The organism is Polaromonas sp. P1_G4 (assembly GCF_056405475.1).
Map to the genome: position 1 here is coordinate 1 of NZ_JBFUCA010000704.1, position 1733 is coordinate 1733.

Genomic DNA, 1733 nt, shown 5'->3' on the forward strand with positions numbered 1-1733 from the left:
GTCAACTGCCCTTCCTCGCTATTTTTGAGGTGCACGTCTGAAATGACGCGACCGAGCTGCAATGACGACAAATCGACGTGCGCCGGGTCTGCCGGAACAGTCGGACCTGAGCCCGACGGCGTGTTGCCTGACACAGAGGCGGACGGCACATTCGGGTCCAAGCCAGTCAATGCCGCTTCRATGGCCGTGCCAGCCAAACTGCTGTCTATTGGCAACGACTCCGCAGAAACCACCGTTGGCCATTGCACCGCACTTGCACCCAGTGCCAAGGCGACCAAAGGCGTGATACCGGTCGCCGTACTAAACATGCTGCCGTCTGCACTGCGAATCATCGCTGCCGTGGCTTCCCGCTGGGCTTGCAACGTAGTGACCGCTCCAAAAGGTACGAATCCAAGCGGGTTACCTGTTCGGTTGGCCAGTGTACGAGCCGTCGTGGTAGACAAACGGCTGTCCTGGGCGTCAACCAGCACCGTTTGGCGGTCATTCGTGCCATCAGTATCTATATCCCCGCCATGCGTGTGCGCCGCATCGCCATCAAAGGTTCGGGTGTTGACCGCATGCAATGTGGCAATAGCCGGGGCATTCGCCTGTTCGTCCAGCTGCAATACGCCACCCGTGACGGACTGGTATGCCACGCCCAAAATGTCGCCGGTCAAGGTCTGCGCTGTAAGAGCGACGCGGCTACCATCAACCTTGATGATCCGGGGTGAACTGCCGCTGAAGTCGATAGCAGCGATACCTGCTTGCGTCAAAGTCTGTGTTTCGCCCTCGCTGCTTGCGTCGGCGTTAACGTCTATCCATAAGCGCAATGCAGCGAATGCCGGATCTCTCACATCAAGAAACTTGTCGCTATTCGTATCCAGCCAGTTCAAGCTGCTCAGGGCCGAGCCGCTCAGATTCAGGAGCTCACCCGCACCAATGACACCATCTCCGTTGACATCTATCGCCAACGCGCTTTGGTTGGTGGCCAACCACTGGCTGCGCTCCAGATAGCCGTCGCCATCGATATCTATCAGGGCGTTTTGAAGGGCGGGCTCAACCGGCAGCGCGAGTGTGAGAGCTTGCAGTGTCTGGTGGACGCCGTCGGCCAGCTCTTGTGGCAAGCCTGCCTGCGCAGCAGGCAAGTGGATGCCCTGACTTTGCTGGTAATGTGCCAGCACGGTCTGGACCTGCCACGTCGGAGCAATCGCGCCCTGAGCATGCTGCATGAAGTCCCCGGCCAGGGTTTCGCTCGTACCATCGCCCCGGCTACCTTCGCCATCGTAGTAACGAATCTGAGATTGGCCATTCTCATCGGTCCACTTCAGGTACACAAATCCCTTGGCACCGTTGGCCAGATTGAAGCCATCGGGGTCGTACTGATAGCCTATAGCGGGCAGCAGATTGGGAATTAGAGCGCAGCTGTTGCCTGCCTGGTCACGGGTGTTGGCCAATTGAGCTTGCAGGCCATCGACCAGGTTTTGCATCCAGCTTGTGGCAGTAGCGCCGCCGCCTTCCGTGTCCTGATCAGTGACGACGAGGATATTGCCTGCTCCGTCCCATTCGGCATGGGCCAGGCCTTCGCGCATGGGGATATCGGGTTCGTCGGCAAACAGGCCGCCCAAGAGGGTGAGGACAACAGCAGCCACCGCGCCCCAAGGCCCTATCATGCCCAAGCTGCTCATGAGGCTCAGTCCGCTGGAAGCGATACTGACTCGATCGCCCGAATCCAGCGCAAGCACAAAGCCCAGAGC

Annotated in this window: 1 protein-coding gene; it reads right to left on the reverse strand. The window is 59.2% G+C overall.

The window, feature by feature from the left end:
- A partial coding sequence (locus AC1D1X_RS22425) for a hypothetical protein (protein ID WP_477699237.1) occupies positions 1 to 1664 on the reverse strand: 1664 nt, incomplete at its 3' end.
- Between the last annotated feature and the right edge of the window lie 69 nt (positions 1665 to 1733).